Below are 15,201 nucleotides of genomic sequence, written 5' to 3'. Positions count from 1 at the left end.
TGCGGTTCCAGTCATGACGTGAGTACGCAACGGCACCCACTTGAATACGTTCATTTGCGGTTCCTCTACAGCGCACTCACAACTTGAGCCCGATGAACCGTCGAGCCGATTTCCACGTCGTGAGAATTGGGGCGAACATATTCGCACATATAAGTCAGTACGGAGAACGGACGCGCGAACTCCTCTCTCGTCGGACAAATCCCATCCGTCAGTTTCAGGCGAACTGCTCTTCGAGTGACTCGTCGGCCGTCGTCTCGGGGATCTGGTCCACGAACCGTTTGATGATCGCTTCCTCGGCGCGGTGGAGCGTCTCGCTGCAGGTCGACTTGGCGATACCGAGGTGGTCGGCCAGATCCGTCAGCGAGCACCGCCGGGGCGTGTCGTAGTAACCCTCCCTGACGGCGGTGACGAGGACTTCGAGCTGGCGGTCCGAGAGGAGTTGACTCTCGTGGAGTTGTTCGCTGACGGTGTCGATCTGGTACTGGAGCCCGAGGTGGTCGAACCGTTCGGCGAGTTCAGCGAGCCGGTCGCGCGAGCCGGTGACCGTGACGGTGGCGCGGCCGTCCTGGATCGCGACGGGGAGTTCGATGGGCATGCCGGCGTCGCGAGACGAGAACAACAGCAGTGGCTCGGTCGTTTCGAAGTGGACGGTTGCCTCGCCATCGCTGCGCTGGGTGAGCGTGAGTTCGGTGAGCTGCGGGTGGGAGTTCATGTCCTGCAGCGCGTGCTCGACCGATGGGCCGGAGAGACGGACGAGTGCGAACCCCGTCTCCGCGTCGGGAACGGCGGCAAGAACTCGAAACGTGGTATTCGGATGCGCCGCCGATACCTGCTGAATCCAGACGTGGTCTGGCAACGTGAGGGTGAGTGTCGCCTGCGCCATGGCAATCGGTACACGATGGTTGGAAGGAGACGAACGAATAGGTTCGGTGCGTTCCTATTCCGTGGGAATCGTCGCTCGAGACGGGCAGTCGAACGGCGTTCAGCACCGATGTCGCGGTCGTGGAGTCACAGCGGGAGGTGCGACCGAACGTCCGCAGTGAGTCTCGCAGGTTCCTCCTGGAGAACCCAGTGACTGGTTCCGGAATAGAGCTTGAGTCTCCCCTGTGCGCACACGCCGACGCTCTCGTGGGCGAGTTCAGGAACCAGCGCGACATCGCCGTCGCCCCAGACGACGAGGGTCGGCGCGTCGACGAGGGCGTCCCGAGTCCCGACGCGCGCTCGGATCGGCGGGTAGCGGCCGCTCGCACGATACCAGTTGAGCATGCCTGTGAGTGCACCGGTCTGGCTCCAGGCGCGACGGTAGCGTGCCAGTTCCGACGCCGAGAACGTCCCCGGCGGGGCAGTGCCTCGAAGCATCCGTTCGAGCGGACTGAACTCGCCGGCTTCGAGGAACCGTTCGGGGATCCAGGGGAGTTGGAACGCGAACGCGTACCAGCTTCGCCCCGCCTGCTCGGGCGTCGAGCGAAGGACGCGCTGGAACGCGGCCGGATGCGGCGCGTTGACGGCGACGAGCCGGTCGACGACGTCGGGGTAGCGCGTCGCGAGGTCCCACGCGACGATTCCGCCCCAGTCGTGGCCGACGACGGACGCCGCCTCGCGGCCCTCGGCGCGGATGAGATCGACGATATCCCGCGTCAGGTATCGCAGCCGGTACGCGCCGACGTCGGTCGGTTTCTCGCTGCGATTGTACCCGCGCTGGTCGGGAACGACGACCCGGTAGCCCGCATCCAGCAGCGCCTCGAGTTGGTGTCGCCAGCCGTACCAGAACTCGGGAAAACCGTGTAACAGGACGACGAGCGGCCCGTCCGGGTTTCCACCGACGACGGCGTGCAAGCGAACGTTCGGAAGGTCGCGCGTCGTCGATTCGACGGCGACTGACGGGAGGGCCGACGCGTCGGTCGCGGGCGGGGGACTGTCGGTGCGTGCCATACGGAGAGCATTCACGCGGGACTAGTTGAATGTCAGCCAACACGAACTCGTCGCGTAGACTGCGGCGCGACCACGCTGAATAGCCGCCACCAGCGCTACGTCCAGACGCGCAGACACTCCGTCGAACAGAAGTGTAAGTCGACCTGTTCGTCCGCCGCCCCGGCGACGTGCGTCGTAAGGGTGTATGCAACGTCGTTCGCCCGGCAGTTATCGCACTCCATACCTGCACCAGCACGACAACCCGCTTGAGTATGCACTTATTAGCGCGTCCCGAACTCGCAACGGTCGTCGTGGGCCCGCGATGGCGACCGGTAAATAACACATTGAACGGCTTGACGACGGGAATCGGCGAGCCCCTACGCCGGCGCGCCGCCGTCGACCTCCAGCAACTCGTGATAGCGGTTGCGGATCGTCACTTCGGAGATGCTCGCGACCTCGCTGACGTCGTTCTGAGTTACTTTCTCGTTGGTCAACAGCGCGCCGGCGTAGACGGCTGCGGCGGCGAGACCGACCGGCGACTTGCCGCTGTGGATACCCGACTCCTTCGCCGTCTCGAGAAGGGTCCTGGCGCGGCGTTCGGTCTCGTCGGAGAGTTCGAGATCGCTCGCGAACCGGGGGACGTAGCTCACCGGATCGGCGGGCTGGACCTCGAGCCCGAGTTCGCGAATGACGTAGCGGTAGGTGCGGGCGATCTCGTCCTTCTCGACGCGGCTGACGCCGGCGATTTCGTCGAGGCTTCGCGGGGTCCCGGCCTGCCGAGCCGAGGCGTACAGTGACGCGGTCGAGACGCCCTCGATCGAGCGACCGGGGAGCAAGTCCTCTTCGAGTGCGCGTCGGTAGATGACCGACGCCGTCTCCCGAACGTTCTCGGGAAGACCGAGCGCGCTTGCCATGCGGTCGATTTCGCCGAGCGCCTGTTTGAGGTTGCGCTCCTTGGAGTCGCGGGTGCGAAAGCGCTCGTTCCAGGTTCGCAGCCGCTGCATCTTCTGGCGCTGGCGGTTCGATAGCGAGCGGCCGTAGGCGTCCTTGTCCTGCCAGCCGATGTTGGTCGAGAGCCCCTGATCGTGCATCATGTTCGTCGTCGGGGCACCGACGCGAGACTTTTCGTCCTTCTCTGCGGCATCGAACGCCCGCCACTCCGGGCCGCGGTCGATCTCTCCTTCCTGAACGACGAGTCCGCAGTCCGTACAGACGGTTTCGGCGTGCTCGGCGTCGGAGACGAGGCGACCACCGCACTCCGGACACTGTTCGTGCTCGTATTCCTGTTCTTGTTCTTGTTCGTCCTGCTCGCGTTCTGCCGGCTGACTCGTCCGTTCACCGGAGCCCACTCGCTCGGTCTGACGCCGCTCGTCGCTGCGAGTTCGAATGCTGGAATCAGTCATTGTAATGAATCCGATCGAACCGTCGCTGAAAACGCTCTCTCGTAGCCAGTATAACGGCTGTCGGAAACTTAAAGACTGTGATCGTACAGGTAGTGAACGCGCGTCCGAGCGAGTAATTCGTTCGCTACGATCTATGATATCCGAACCGCGCGATGGCAGGCGTAGTGAACTCGACTGCACCGGCGGCCGCGACAGTTGTAATCGAAACGCTTACTCCCTGCAGGGCGGTTCGGACACGTATGAGCGACGACGCCGACACCGTCGATCCCGAGGCTGTCCGCCACGTTGCGGACCTGGCTCGCGTCGATCTCGAAGCCGACGAGGTCGAGGCGTTTACCGGCCAGTTCGCGGACATCCTCGAGTACTTCGAGACCTTAGACGAGGTTCCGGAAGTCGAGCGCGAGGCCGACCTCACGAACGTCATGCGCCCCGACGAGGAACGTGACTCCTTAGACCGCGAGGCGGCACTCCAGAACGCACCCGAGACCGAGGACGGCTTCTTCAAGGGGCCGAACGTCTCCTGATCGACGCTCCCAATGGCTGATACCATCTTCATCACTGACGAGCGAATCGACGGCGATACCGACACCGACGCAGACGGCCCGCTCGCCGGCCGCACGGTCGCCATCAAAGACAACATCTCAACCGAGGGCGTCAGGACGACCTGCGGGTCGGCAATGCTCGAGGACTACGTCCCGCCCTACGACGCCACGGTCGTTTCCCGGCTCAAAGACGCCGGCGCGACCATCGTCGGCAAGACCAACATGGACGAGTTCGGCATGGGTACGACCACCGAGACCTCGGCCTTCGGTCCGACCGACAACCCCGCCGCGCCGGGCCACGTTCCCGGCGGCTCCTCCGGCGGCTCAGCCGCCGCCGTCGCCGCCGGCGAAGCCGAACTCGCGCTCGGCTCCGATACGGGCGGCTCGATCCGCTGTCCGGCCGCGTTCTGCGGCGTCGTCGGGATCAAGCCGACTTACGGCCTCGTCTCGCGCTACGGCCTCGTCGCCTACGGCAACAGCCTAGAGCAGATCGGCCCCTTCGGCGAGACCGTCGAAGACGCCGCCGCGCTGCTCGACGTCATCGCAGGACCGGACGAACGAGACGCGACGACTCGAGAAGCCGAACTCGAGGGCGAACGCTACGCCGACGCCGCAACCGGCGACGTCGACGGCCTTACGATCGGCGTCCCCACCGAACTGGTCGAGGGCGCGGACGACGGCGTCGTCGACACCTTCTGGGACGCCATCGCTGAACTCGAGGCCCAGGGCGCGGAGTATCACGAAGTCTCGCTACCGTCCGTCGAGCACGCCGTCGAGGCCTACTACGTGATCGCGATGTCCGAAGCCTCGTCCAATCTCGCCCGTTTCGACGGCGTTCGGTACGGACCCGCCACCGACGCCGACGGCAACTGGAACGAGACCTTCTCGGCGGTCCGCAGGGAGGGCTTCGGCGACGAGGTCAAGCGCCGAATTCTCCTCGGGACGTACGCGCTCTCGGCCGGCTACCACGACAAGTACTACAAAAAAGCGCAGGACGCCCGTGCGTGGGTCAAACAGGACTTCGACGAGGCGCTTTCCGAAGCCGACGTGCTCGCCTCGCCGACGATGCCGGTCACGCCGTTCGAACAGGGCGAAAGCCTGGATGACCCGCTGCAGATGTATCTTGCAGACGCGAATACCGTTCCCGTGAACCTCGCGGATCTGCCCGCGATTTCGGTTCCGGCCGGCGAAAGCGATGTCGACGGCCTCCCCGTCGGCCTGCAACTCGTCGGCCCGTCCTTCGGCGAGGAACGGCTCATCCGGGCCGCAAGCGCGCTCGAATAATCGAGCAACGGAGGTGAGCCGGGGCCGGAGCTTTTCGTTGTCAATTTGGCGTCTCACGCACCCGATCGGCCGTTCCGTAAAATCGAAGCGGCGGCCGCTCTATTCGATCTATTCCTCGTACGCGAGGTTCATGATCCACTGCGAGAACGCATCGCTGTTGGGATCGACCTCCTCCTCACCGATGAACGGCGAGAGCATGTCCCCGGCCATCAGGAGCGTGAAATCCAGATCGCGAGCGGTCGGCGTGATGTAGTAGGTGTTGTGCCCGTTGTAGACCGTGTCCTCCCGGTCGACGAGTTCGTATTCGACGAGCGACTCGACGATCCGACTGCCCTTGCGCGAGGAGACGTCGAGTTCCTTCCAGAAGTCGCTTTGGTGGATACCGCCGGTTTCGCGAACGAGTTCCAGACCGGCGTATTCGTCCTCGGAGAGTTCTGCTTCGGCTGCAGAGACGCTCACGGCGACCACCACTTCGTATCCGTGCTCGTCGCGACAGGCAGGTGTGCGTCCATGTGCGTATGAGAGGCAGGGAGCCGCTTAAATGTGCCCTTCGACGCCAGTGTCATTCGTTTCGATGAGTCGTCGTTCCGAACGCTGACGCGGGCGCCGCTGTGAGCGCGGCGACTCGCTCCGTATCGCCGTCATTCCCGTCGTCTTCCCGCCCGAGTTCGACCGGTCTGTACGGCGTTTCGCAGGGCGGCCCATCGGCGAACCGATAGGTCGCTTCGGGCGGCCGCTCCGGCGCTGCTGACCCCGGCCCGACCGCCAGCAGCGAGGACGACCGCGTCCCGTACCCGTCCCCGTGAACGCAGACGCCGAACTCGTGATCGCCGAGGACGGTGCCGGCGCGGGTGAGCCACTCGGTGACGGATTCGTCCGCGTCGGCGGCGAGTGCAGCGCGAACGCGCCGTGCATTGTCGGCCTGCGTTCGTCCGACATCGGGTCGACTCGACGGCAGATCGACGTCGTCGTCGACGGCGACGTTAACCACGACGTGAACGCCCGGGTCGAACTCGGTGACGGAGAGGTCGCCGTCCCACTGGTAGCAGACGGCCGTGGCCGCGTCGGCGATGACGAGCGAGAAGCCCTCGTACTCGTCGGCGGCCGTCGCGTCCTCGACGATCGCGGTTGCGTCCGAGACGGAGCGCGCCTCGACGATCGCGGTTGCGTCCGAGACGGAGCGCGCCTCGAGGACGTCCGCGACGAGAAGCCCCCGCGAGCGGTCGCCGGCGAGGTCGGCGTCGGTCCACTTGTTCGTGATGCCGGCGGCGACGCCGAACTCGTTGTAGCCGAGCCAGGTGCCGCCGGCATCGGCGTCCCGCGGGGCGACGACGAGCGGGTCCTCGCCGTATAGCTCGGGCGGACGCGAGTCGCGGTCGAGAGCTTCGTCACGGTTCGCGGCGACGGCGACCGGTGCGTCGTCGAAGACCTGCCAGGCGAGCGTCAGTGTACACACGTTTCGAGGGAGGAGGTCGAGCGTCTTAACTCCGGGTCCGCTGCTGCACGCTCGGAGTACGCGGGAGGAGTATCGGAGGCGACTAGAATTCGTTACTCGATCGATTTTGCCCGGTTCTGGAAGTCGCCGCCACACTCCTCGCACTCGCCGGGGTTCGTCTCGGCCTCGACTATGCGCCCGCACTGAAGACACTCGTACTCCGACGTCATTTCTGAGGTGTCGTCTTCGATGTCTTGACCGTGCGGCATACGCTCGTGTATGACTCCCAGCTGTAAATACTAACCGCGTGTTATGTCCGCTGACGTTCCTCGACGGAATTCCGTGCAGGATAGCCCTGTATGCGGCCCGGTTCGGAGTCACCCTCCGACGCGGAATGCACTAACGGGCCCGAGAGCGGACCGACGACACCGGCCAGGGACTACCGGGATGGCTCCGTCACGTCGACGCCGACCTCGAGCAACCGATCCCGAGTCGCGTCCCGGTCGACGGTCCCCGAATGCGTTCGCGGAAGTTCGTCGACGACACCGATCGTCTTCGGGCGCTTGAAGCCGGCGAGGCGGTCGTCACAGTGGTTCCGGACCGACTCGACCGCGAGCGATGCTGTCCCTTCGGCCGGCACGACGAGCGCACCCACCCGCTCGCCCCACTCCTCGTCTTCGAGGCCGACGACGGCGGCTGCCTCGATCCGCGGATGGGCGAGCAGGACGTCGATCACCTCGCCGGGGTCGACGTTCTCGCCGCCCGTGATGATGCGGTCGCTGCGCCGATTGAGAATCCACAGCCGTCCCTCATCGTCCCGGTACCCGACATCCCCCGTCCGTAATCCCCGGTCGCAGAAGGCGTCCGCCGTGCGCGCCGCGTCGAGATAGCCCGGCGTCACCGTCGGCCCGGAAACGACGAGTTCACCCGGCTCGCCGGTCGGAACGGGATCGCCGGTCTCGCCCACGACCGACACGTCGGTGACGACGAGCGGCTGGCCGACGGTCCCCTCGTGGGCCGTCGCCTCCGTCGGCGTCGCGGTCGTGATCTGGGAGGCCGTCTCGGTCATCCCGTAGGTCGGATAGACCGGCACGCTCGCCTCGCGACAGCGCTCGATGAACTCCGTCGAGGCCGGCGCGCCGCCGAGGAGGACGAACCGGAGCGATTCGGGCGGCTCCCAGCCGGCGTCGAGCAACCGCTTACACATCGTTGGCACCAGCGAGACGCCGGTGATCCCGAACTCGTCCATCGCGCGGGCCGTCGCGCGGTCGTCGAACGTTCGCTGGACGACGGCCGTCGTTCCGTACAGCGTCGACCGGATCACGGGCGCGATTCCACCCATGTGGTACATCGGGAGACAGCAGAGCCACCGGTCGGCGGGATCGACGCCCAGCCGAAACGCCGAGGCGGTCGCGCTAGCGACCAGATTGCCGACCGTCAACTGGACGATCTTCGGTTCGCCGGAGGTTCCGGACGTGAACATGAGCAGTTGCACGTCCTCGCGGTCGAGTGGAGCCGGTTCGACCTCGACCTCCGGCTCGCCTGCGGTCGACTCGTCCGAGTCGGGAGAGATATGGCCAGCCGACAGCGCCGTCACGCCGTCGGTCGTCGGGTCGTCAACGGACAGGATCGGCGTCCGTTCGTCGACGAGTTCGCTCGCGGTCGATGCCGTCTCGCGCTCGCAGACGAGCGCGTCGAGGTCGAGCCGGTCGGCTTTGGCGGCCAGTTCGGACGCGGTTTCGCGGACGTTCAGCGGGGCGACGGTCGCGCCGCGTCGCATCGCGGCGAAAAAGAGGGTCGCGAAGGCGGGGCGGGTGTCCGTGAGGACGCCAATGTGACCGCCGTCGCCGCGACCGACGGTTGTCTCGAGTGCGGCGGCCGTTCGATCCACCCGCCGGGTGAACTCGGCGAAGGTCCACGCGGTTTCGGTTTCGATGTCGATCAGCGCCCGGCGCTGTGGCGTCGCCGCCGCGCGGTGGGCGAGGAGGTCCTGCGTCGGCCACTCGAGGGACGCGGGAGTCATTCCTGCCACACCCCTTCGACGCCGAGGCCCTTTGCCTGCGGGACGACGGCGGCACCGCTCTCGAAGAGGACGGGGTCGCGGCCGAGGTCCTCGGCGAGCAACTCGCCGGTTGCGAGTCCGCAGGCCGGAACGTTAGGGATCGCAGCCGCGAGATGGACGGCACCCGTTCGTGCGACGACGCCGTCGATCGTCGTCGTCACCAGCGGTGTCACGCCGAGTTCGGCAAACCAGGCTGCGATCTTCCGTGCGATATCGATCCCGCCGAGTGCCATCGGCTTCAAGATGGCTGCGTCGGCAGCCTGGGCCTCGCAGATGGCGTCGACGCCGTGTTCGAGTACGCCTTCATCGAGCGCGATCGAGACGGTTCCGGCCGCTCGTTCGCGGAGGTCGGCGTGTCCCGCGAGCGCGCCGGCCGGAAGCGGCTGTTCGAGAATCGAGACGCCCAGATCGGCGACCGCATCGAGCGCTCGGGCCGCCTCCTCGAACGTCCAGGCTTCGTTCGCGTCGACCCGGAGTTCGACATCCGGACCGACGACCTCACGCGTTCGCCGGACGCGGTCGATGTCGGCCTCGACCGACCGACGGCCGGCTTTGAGTTTGCAACAGTCGAAGCCGCGCTGGACCGCGGCTGCTGCCTGATGGGCGGTTTCGTCCGGCGGTCCGTCGCCGATCGTCGCGTTCGCCGGAACGCGGCCGATCATCGGTCCCTGACCGATATACCGGTACAGCGGCGTCGCCTGGCGGGTCGCCTGCAGATCCGCGAGCGCGAGCGACACGCCGTGTCGGGCCGCGCCGTTTCCCGCGACAGCCTCGAGTGCGTCTTCCGGTCCCCCACCTGCGAGTGCCCGCTCGGCGCGGTCGAGCGCCGCCTCGCAATCCTCGATCGGCTCCGTCCAGCCGGGAAGCGGTGTCGCCTCTCCGTAGCCGGCGGTCGGGGAGGCAGTGTCGGTGCCGTCGACAATCCGAACCAGAAACCCCTCGCGGGCGTCGATCGAGCCGGCCGCAGTTTCGAGCGGCGACGTCAGCGCGAGCGAGAACCGCCGATACGCGAGTTCGAGATCGCAGTCGGCGTTCGCCCCCACGGTTAGATCACCAGTCCCCCGGCGAACAACGCCGCGTACAGCGCGAGGAGCTTTCCGGTCGCCTCGAGCGCGGGATTGAGCGCCTCGCCGTCGGTTCTAGTCCAGAGCGTCCGCGCGATCGACGCCGCGTAGGGCAGCGAAACGAGCGGCAGCAACGCGCTCGCTCCGAGCCCCTCGCCGAGCCAGAGCCACACCGGAACGAGGTACGCCAGCGCGAGCAGCGCGGTGAACTCGATGCGGCTGCCGCGATAGCCGAGTCGGACGGCGAGCGTGCGTTTACCCGTCTCCGCGTCGGTTTCTAAGTCGCGGACGTTGTTGACGACGATGATCGCCGTCGAGAGGGCAGCGACGGGAAGGCTCGCGAGAATCGCCTCGCGAGTGACGGTTCCCTCGGGAAGCGTCGTTGTGAGCGGTTCGACGGCGGCAGCGGCAGCCTGCACGTAGAACGTACCGACGACGGCGACGACGCCGAAGAAGACGAAGACGAAGAGATCGCCGAGCCCGTGGTAGCCGAGCGGATAGGGGCCGCCGGTGTACGCCCAGCCGCAGAAGACGCTCACGAGACCGACGACGAGGATCGGCACGCCGCCGACGTAGACCAGATAGGTGCCGGAAAGGATTGCGAGCGCGAACGTGATAATCGTCGCGAGTTTGACCTGCCGGGCCGGGATGAGTCCCGCCTGCGTGACGCGGGTGAACCCGTCCCGATCCTCGGTGTCCGCACCGTTGATCGCGTCGTAGTAGTCGTTCGCGAAGTTCGTCCCGATCTGAATCAGTGCAGCACCGACGAACGCAAACAGCGCCGGCAGCAGTTCGAAGACGCCCTCGGCGGCCGCAACGCCCGAGCCGACGATGACCGGTGCCGCGGCCGCGGGCAGGGTCTGCGGGCGTGCAGCCAGTAGCCACGCCTTCGGACGTGACAGTTCGACCTCAGCCGTGCTCATGGGTCGAGTGTCCGACTCGAGAGAGTGTCAACGTTGGCATTGCAGCCGAACATGTGCCCTGTCAGCACGGCTACCGTCGACGCTAATCGACTAATTTTCGGTGTCGCCGCCCTCAGCACCGTCTGGCACCTCGAACGTCACCGCTTCCATCTCCAGAAACGCCGTCTCGTAGCCCTGATGTCTGGCAACCTGGGGCGGCGAGTCGACGGAAACGATTACGGAGTCGCCCGAACGGATGGCCGACGACGACTCCGAATCGGACGTATCCGATCCTGTCCCCGACACCACGACGCCGTAATGGTGTCCGTACTCGCTATCGAGCGTCTGCTCGAGTTCGTACTCCGCGACGAGTTCACCGTCGCGCTCGGTGGAAGCGGTGAGCGCGGCGTCGGGAAGCGGCACCCGGTTGTAGGGAGTTCTGGGGGAGACGAGGAGGTACTGCGCGGGGTTCTGGGCCCGGTTCTCATCGCCGGCCAAGCGCGCCAGGTCAGATTCGTCGGCGTCGGCCTCGAACAGGACGGCGACGATCGGCGCATCGTCGCTGCGCGGGAGTTCGTCGGCGGCAGTCGCCTCGCCGTCCGCGCCGGCGGAAGGTGCGCCGCCGGCGGACGCGCCGCCAACGAGCCGAGTTCCCGCGTACGCATCGACCGCGGGAACGGTCGCGTACGGCACGTGCGCGTGATCCATCTCGCTTGCGTGTCCGGCGTTTCCGTCACCGTCACTTTCACCACTCCCATCACCGCCATCGGCACCGGCTCCCATCGGCTCCAACGCCCCCCGCTCCCCCCGCCGATTCCGCTCGAGATAGTCGATTCCGTCGATAACCTGGTGTCTGAACTCGTCGTCGTACTCGAACTCGAACGTACCCGTGACGCGCTCCTCGCCTCGTCCCGCCAGCGCGCCGGTGCGACGGACCGAAAGCGGCGGGATCGTCACCTCGACTTCGTACGTCCCGTCTCCCGGCAACCCCACGTTGTCCCCGAAGTGAAAGCCCATCTCCTGTGAGAGCATCGCCCACGGCGACACCGGCGAGCCGACCCGCTCGCCGTCCGATCGAACCCGAAACTGAATGCCGTCGTCGACCGGCACCACGAGTCCCGTCTCTCGATCCTGAACCGTGATCATCATGTGCACGCCGCGGCCGACCTCGGGCGTTTCGCGCTCGACCGCCGCGTCGTCGCTGCCGGCGATCGTCCAGAACGGATGCGGATACGAGAGCATCGGAACGAACCTGAACTCGCCGGCCGTCACGGGTTCTTCGACTCGCATCGCCTCCCGGTGGGTCGGCAGGAAGACCGCATTCGGCGGGTCCTCGACGGTCACCGTCGGTTGTCGACCGCCGTAGTCGCCACCGGCGTCGGTCGTCTCGCCGTCCGACTCCTTTCCGTCCTCCTCTCCGTTATCGTCTCCGCCCCCGCCGAAGCCGAGACAGCCCGCGAGCGCGAGCGCTCCCGATATCGCACCGGTTCGGCGAAGGAGCGTCCGACGGGTGGCCGTCGTAGTCGCGTCCGTGGCCGGGGCCGCGCCTGTCGCTGTCGTTCGATCGGCGCTATCGGCTGAATCGTCCGCGGTCGGGTCGTCGGGAGCCATAGTGTGGGAGTCTTCGCTATCGAACGGGCGTCTTGCGGGCCGTCACGAGTTCGGCGCCGCCGGCGGCAGCGCCCGCAACGACCGCGGCGGCAGCAGGTAGTTCCCCCGTCTGTTGACGAACAGGTAGTGGAGGATGCCGTTGTTCGCCGACGAGACGTCGAGGTCCGCGCCGGTCATCGCCTCGCGGACGCGTACGAACTCGCCGATTCCCCGCTGGAGCGCGAGGAAGTGCTGTCCCGGCCGGTCGCCGTCGACGGTGCTGAAATCGCGGCGCAGGAGCGGCGGGTTGCCGTCTTCTCTCGCCTGAGCGGCCTTCTGTGCGTGGCCGACGACGCCGTGTTCGCGCGCGGCGGCTTCGGCCGATGCGATTCCGTCGTCGGTCACGCCGCTTGTGTCCGCGAGTTCGTCGCCGACCTCGCCGACGAGTTCGTCCGCGGCGTGGGTCGGGCTGAACAGTTTCGAGACGCGCTGGTGGTGGTTGTCCTGACCGAACCAGACGTCGAGTTGGATGTCCATCGAGGAGACGTGTTGGGTCGTCCCGCCGGCGAACGGGCCGGCGTCGATCGTCACGCGGTCCTCGCTCGCCTGCGTGCGGGCGAAGCCGGAGCGAAAGCCCATCAAGAAGGGTGCGTCCTCGGGAACAGACTCGGGGACGCCCGGAACGTCCGTCTTCGACGCCGGAAGCCCCGCGCCGACGAAGCCGGTCCGACGGCGGTCGTCGTGGCGGTCGAAGACGCCGGTGAGGTCAGTTTCGAGGTCGGTGCCGTTGAGTTCATCACGGTCGCCGAACAGGCCCTCCTCGGCGGCGAGAACGACGTCCGGCCGGTCGCTCGCGAGGTGGAGCAACGCGTCGAACTCGTCGAACGCGGGGTCCTCGCGCGCCGTCAGTGCTTCGGGTGCCGGTAGATCGACCGAGTCGGGCAGCGAGCCCTCGAACCGGTCGAAGTACGCGGGCGTGTAGCCGAGCGTAAAGACCAGCCCCTCGGGGCTCCACTCGTAGGCTCGCTCGAGCGTCCGCAGCGCGGTTTCGGTCGTCCGGCGGGCGTCCTCGCTCGGTGCGGTCGCGCTGTCACTCTCGGCCGCAGCCCCGGCTTCGGTATCAGCATCGGCATCGCCGGCACCCGACGCGAGCGACACCGGAACCAGCGCGTGATGGGCCGGCAACTGCACGTTCCCGTCCTCGTCGCGCGAACTGAACTCGTTCCAGGCGTGCTGGCGCGCCGGGAGCGAGTCGGGGTCGTCCGTGCCGGAGGGGACGGGATCGGTGTCGTCTCCGTCGCGAGTCACGTCGAGACAGGCGCTGAGGGCGGCCCCGCCGCCGACGGCGACGAGCGCCCGCACGTACGCCCGGCGGGAGAGGGCGGACCGGTCGGGGAGCGTCACAGTCACCACTACCGTCGCGCAGGGTCCAAAGCGTTACTCTTTTCGAGAGAACTACCGCTACGAAAAAGCCGCCCGTGCTGCACTCGCGACAGCCTGCTGCCGCCGCCGCTACGACTCGTACGGTCTGCTGTACCGATTTGCCGGCGCACCCGCAGGACAAGTCGTGGCTGGGCCGGAACTGACTTCCAGCAGTTCGTCTCAGTAGTGCCAGGGGAACTCGTCGAACTCCGGTTCGCGGCCCTCGACGAAGGCGTCTCTGCCCTCCGCGGCCTCGTCGGTCATGTACCCCAGCCGGGTCGCCTCGCCGGCGAACACCTGCTGGCCGACCATCCCGTCGTCGGTCATGTTAAAGGCGTACTTCAGCATCCGCATCGCCGTCGGACTCTTGGCGTTGATGCGCTCGCCCCACTCAAGGGCCGTCTCCTCGAGTTCAGCGTGGGGCACCGCCTCGTTGACCATGCCCATCTCCGCCGCCTCCTCGGCGCTGTACGTTTTGCCGAGGAAGAACACCTCGCGGGCCTTCTTCTGGCCGATCTGCTTGGCCAGGTAGGCCGAGCCGAAGCCGGCGTCGTAGCTCGCCACGTCGGGGTCGGTCTGGAGGAACTTCGCGTGTTCCTCGCTCGCGAGCGTGAGGTCGCAGACGACGTGCAGCGAGTGCCCGCCGCCGACGGCCCAGCCCGGCACGACGCAGACGACGACCTTGGGAATGTGGCGGATGAGCCGCTGCACCTCGAGAATGTGCAGGCGTCCCTGCTCCGAGGCGCGCGCGGCCTCGCTCTCCTCGTCCTCGCCCGTGTACTGGTAGCCGTCCTCGCCGCGAACCGTCTGGTCGCCCCCGGAGCAGAACGCCCAGCCGCCGTCCTTCGAGGACGGCCCGTTCCCCGTCAGGAGGATGCAGCCCACGTCCGTCTGGCGCTTGGCGTGATCCAGCGCGTCGTACAGTTCGTCCACCGTTCCCGGCCGGAAGGCGTTTCGCACGTCGGGCCGGTCGAAGGCGATCCGCACCGTCCCGGAGTCGACCGCTCGATGATAGGTAAGGTCGCGGAAGTCGAACTCGTCGATCGGCTCCCAGCGGTCCTCGTCGAAGAGTTCCGAAACCATCGCCCGAGTGTGGGGGGCGAGTCCTGATATAGTATCGGTTCTCGCCGGCCGTCTCCGTCCGCAACCCGTCGCGGGTCAGCGTGCAACGGCTCCGAAAGGTGAACTCGCGGTTACACGCGCTCCGCGGGGAGAATATCGTCGAAGATCGATCGCGGAAGCGCGGCACTGACGGCCGAGACGGCGTCCGACGGCTCCGCGACGGAACGTGACGGCAGGGTGTGGATCGGGCAATCGACCATCTCCGCGAGCGCGTCGGGATTCGTCCGCTCCGCGAGCGACGCGCCGTCGTACCGGTTCAGGACGATTCCGATTACGTCGACGCCGCGACGGCGAAGCGCCGACGCCGACAGCGCGGTGTGGTTCAGCGTCCCCAATCCCGATCGGGCGACGACAACCGCGGGCACGCCGAGATCGGCGACCAGATCGAGCACGTCGCGGCCGTCCGCCAGCGGAACTCGCAGCCCGCCGATGCCCTCGACGACGCCCGGGGTCGCCGCGTCGAG

At 67.0% G+C, this 15,201-nt stretch carries 16 protein-coding genes; 2 read left to right on the top strand and 14 right to left on the bottom strand.

Features of this window, described 5'->3' with window-relative positions; translation table 11 throughout:
- Window positions 1-214: 214 nt before the first annotated feature.
- The 4 genes from C481_RS10430 to C481_RS10420 all read right to left on the bottom strand — a co-directional run bounded on the left by C481_RS10430 (window position 215) and on the right by C481_RS10420 (window position 3,314).
- Window positions 215-883 carry a helix-turn-helix domain-containing protein gene (locus C481_RS10430; protein WP_006109166.1) on the bottom strand — a complete coding sequence of 223 codons (669 nt, stop codon included), beginning with the start codon at window positions 881-883 and terminating at the stop codon, window positions 215-217.
- 125 nt (window positions 884-1,008) lie between these two features.
- Window positions 1,009-1,932 carry an alpha/beta fold hydrolase gene (locus C481_RS10425; protein ID WP_006109165.1) on the bottom strand — a complete coding sequence of 308 codons (924 nt, stop codon included), beginning with the start codon at window positions 1,930-1,932 and terminating at the stop codon, window positions 1,009-1,011.
- Window positions 1,933-2,027: 95 nt separating this feature from the next.
- A complete protein-coding gene (locus tag C481_RS22950) occupies window positions 2,028-2,153 on the bottom strand; it encodes a hypothetical protein (protein ID WP_006109164.1) in 126 nt (41 codons plus the stop codon).
- 135 nt (window positions 2,154-2,288) lie between these two features.
- Window positions 2,289-3,314 (bottom strand): transcription initiation factor IIB, encoded by a 1,026-nt coding sequence (locus C481_RS10420; RefSeq protein ID WP_006109163.1) that lies wholly within the window; start codon window positions 3,312-3,314, stop codon window positions 2,289-2,291.
- A 239-nt stretch (window positions 3,315-3,553) separates the two neighbouring features.
- Here C481_RS10420 and gatC point away from each other — a divergent pair, with 239 nt between their 5' ends.
- Window positions 3,554-3,838, top strand: coding sequence for an Asp-tRNA(Asn)/Glu-tRNA(Gln) amidotransferase subunit GatC (gatC, locus tag C481_RS10415; RefSeq protein WP_006109162.1), 285 nt, complete (start codon window positions 3,554-3,556; stop codon window positions 3,836-3,838).
- Window positions 3,839-3,850: 12 nt separating this feature from the next.
- Window positions 3,851-5,140 (top strand): Asp-tRNA(Asn)/Glu-tRNA(Gln) amidotransferase subunit GatA, encoded by a 1,290-nt coding sequence (gene gatA, locus C481_RS10410; protein ID WP_006109161.1) that lies wholly within the window; start codon window positions 3,851-3,853, stop codon window positions 5,138-5,140.
- A 108-nt stretch (window positions 5,141-5,248) separates the two neighbouring features.
- Here gatA and C481_RS10405 read toward each other — a convergent pair whose 3' ends face one another.
- From C481_RS10405 to bioD, 10 genes are all read right to left on the bottom strand, one after another.
- Entirely contained in the window at window positions 5,249-5,599 is a 351-nt protein-coding gene (locus tag C481_RS10405) for a helix-turn-helix transcriptional regulator (RefSeq protein ID WP_006109160.1), read from the bottom strand.
- Window positions 5,600-5,702: 103 nt separating this feature from the next.
- Complete coding sequence (locus C481_RS10400) at window positions 5,703-6,596, bottom strand: NRDE family protein (RefSeq protein ID WP_006109159.1); 894 nt, start codon at window positions 6,594-6,596, stop codon at window positions 5,703-5,705.
- 92 nt (window positions 6,597-6,688) lie between these two features.
- Window positions 6,689-6,844, bottom strand: coding sequence for a rubrerythrin-like domain-containing protein (locus C481_RS21695; protein WP_006109158.1), 156 nt, complete (start codon window positions 6,842-6,844; stop codon window positions 6,689-6,691).
- Between the two features lie 170 nt (window positions 6,845-7,014).
- Window positions 7,015-8,598, bottom strand: coding sequence for a class I adenylate-forming enzyme family protein (locus tag C481_RS10395; RefSeq protein WP_006109157.1), 1,584 nt, complete (start codon window positions 8,596-8,598; stop codon window positions 7,015-7,017).
- Window positions 8,595-9,680: a mandelate racemase/muconate lactonizing enzyme family protein gene (locus C481_RS10390; protein WP_006109156.1), complete on the bottom strand. Its 1,086-nt coding sequence runs from the start codon at window positions 9,678-9,680 to the stop codon at window positions 8,595-8,597. Before C481_RS10390 ends, C481_RS10395 begins: the two co-directional genes overlap by 4 nt.
- Before the next feature lie 2 nt (window positions 9,681-9,682).
- Complete coding sequence (locus C481_RS10385; protein WP_006109155.1) at window positions 9,683-10,624, bottom strand: 1,4-dihydroxy-2-naphthoate polyprenyltransferase; 942 nt, start codon at window positions 10,622-10,624, stop codon at window positions 9,683-9,685.
- Between the two features lie 90 nt (window positions 10,625-10,714).
- Complete coding sequence (locus C481_RS10380) at window positions 10,715-12,214, bottom strand: DUF7350 domain-containing protein (RefSeq protein WP_006109154.1); 1,500 nt, start codon at window positions 12,212-12,214, stop codon at window positions 10,715-10,717.
- A gap of 42 nt (window positions 12,215-12,256) precedes the next feature.
- Window positions 12,257-13,597 carry a DUF7405 family protein gene (locus C481_RS10375; RefSeq protein ID WP_006109153.1) on the bottom strand — a complete coding sequence of 447 codons (1,341 nt, stop codon included), beginning with the start codon at window positions 13,595-13,597 and terminating at the stop codon, window positions 12,257-12,259.
- A gap of 198 nt (window positions 13,598-13,795) precedes the next feature.
- Window positions 13,796-14,698, bottom strand: a complete 903-nt coding sequence (locus C481_RS10370) for a 1,4-dihydroxy-2-naphthoyl-CoA synthase (protein WP_006109152.1) — start codon at window positions 14,696-14,698, stop codon at window positions 13,796-13,798.
- A gap of 110 nt (window positions 14,699-14,808) precedes the next feature.
- A partial coding sequence (bioD, locus tag C481_RS10365; RefSeq protein WP_006109151.1) for an ATP-dependent dethiobiotin synthetase BioD occupies window positions 14,809-15,201 on the bottom strand: 393 nt, incomplete at its 5' end.

Source organism: Natrialba asiatica DSM 12278, assembly GCF_000337555.1.
Taxonomy (GTDB): Archaea; Halobacteriota; Halobacteria; order Halobacteriales; family Natrialbaceae; genus Natrialba; species Natrialba asiatica.
This window is presented reverse-complemented; position numbering and strand designations above follow the sequence as displayed.